At 40.0% G+C, this 1,475-nt stretch carries 1 protein-coding gene and 1 pseudogene; both read left to right on the top strand.

Features of this window, described 5'->3' with window-relative positions:
* Positions 1–137 (top strand): annotated as a pseudogene (locus tag QZ359_RS02745) (peptide ABC transporter ATP-binding protein); the annotation flags it as partial.
* A 150-nt stretch (positions 138–287) separates the two neighbouring features.
* A partial coding sequence (zwf, locus tag QZ359_RS02750) for a glucose-6-phosphate dehydrogenase (protein WP_293958052.1) occupies positions 288–1,475 on the top strand: 1,188 nt, incomplete at its 3' end.

Genomic DNA, 1,475 nt, shown 5'->3' on the forward strand with positions numbered 1-1,475 from the left:
TTGCTCGTCAGGTTGCCAACCGCGTTATCTTTACTGCAGATGGTGAATTCCTTGAAGATGGAACACCTGATCAAATCTTTGACAACCCACAACACCCACGTCTGAAAGAGTTCTTGGACAAGGTATTAAACGTTTAAACTTAAACTGTAAGGATTTCCTTGCAGTTTTTTTCTATCTCGTATTGGATTTTTTGATTTTTCGGAAAATTATGTTAGAATTAAGTTTATGAAATGAGGTTTCCTCATACCTAGCAAGACTAGGAATAAAAATAGAAATTAGGTAGCTAGATGTCATCTAAGGTTATTGTTACAATTTTCGGTGCGAGTGGAGACCTGGCTAAACGCAAGCTCTACCCTTCCCTTTTTAGACTATATAAATCCGGCAATCTTTCCGAACACTTTGCAGTCATTGGAACTGCTCGTCGTCCTTGGAGCAAGGAATATTTTGAATCTGTTGTAGTCGAATCAATCCTTGATTTGGCAGATAGTACTGAACAAGCTCAAGAGTTTGCTAATCACTTCTACTATCAAAGTCATGATGTCAACGATACAGAACACTACATTGCATTGCGTCAATTGCAGGTTGAACTAAATGATAAGTACCAAGCTGAACACAACAAGCTCTTCTTCTTATCTATGGCTCCTCAATTCTTTGGAACCATTGCTAAGCACCTCAAGTCTGAAAACATTGTAGATGGAAAAGGTTTTGAGCGCTTAATCGTTGAGAAACCATTTGGTACAGATTACGCAACTGCAAGCAAGTTGAATGACGAGCTCCTAGCAACATTTGATGAAGAACAAATTTTCCGTATCGACCATTATCTTGGTAAGGAAATGATCCAAAGTATCTTTGCAGTTCGCTTTGCAAACTTGATTTTTGAAAACGTTTGGAACAAAGACTTTATCGACAATGTTCAAATTACCTTTGCGGAGCGCTTGGGTGTAGAAGAACGTGGTGGCTACTATGACCAATCTGGTGCCCTCCGTGACATGGTACAAAACCACACTCTACAACTCCTTTCTCTCCTTGCCATGGACAAGCCAGCAAGCTTCACAAAGGACGAGATTCGCGCTGAGAAGATTAAGGTCTTTAAAAACCTCTATCATCCAACAGATGAAGAGCTTAAAGAACACTTTATCCGTGGTCAATACCGTTCAGGTAAGATTGATGGAATGAAATACATCTCTTATCGTAGCGAGCCAAATGTTAATCCAGAATCAACAACTGAAACCTTTGCGTCTGGTGCCTTCTTTGTAGACAGCGATCGATTCCGTGGTGTTCCTTTCTTCTTCCGTACGGGTAAACGTCTGACTGAAAAAGGAACTCATGTCAACATTGTCTTTAAACAAATGGATTCTATCTTTGGTGAGCCACTTGCTCCAAACATTTTGACCATCTATATCCAACCAACAGAAGGATTCTCTCTTAGCCTAAATGGGAAACAGGTAGGAGAAGAATTCAACTTAGCTCCTAAC

Origin of the sequence: Streptococcus sp. (genome assembly GCF_019414905.1) — a bacterium.
Lineage (GTDB): Bacteria > Bacillota > Bacilli > Lactobacillales > Streptococcaceae > Streptococcus.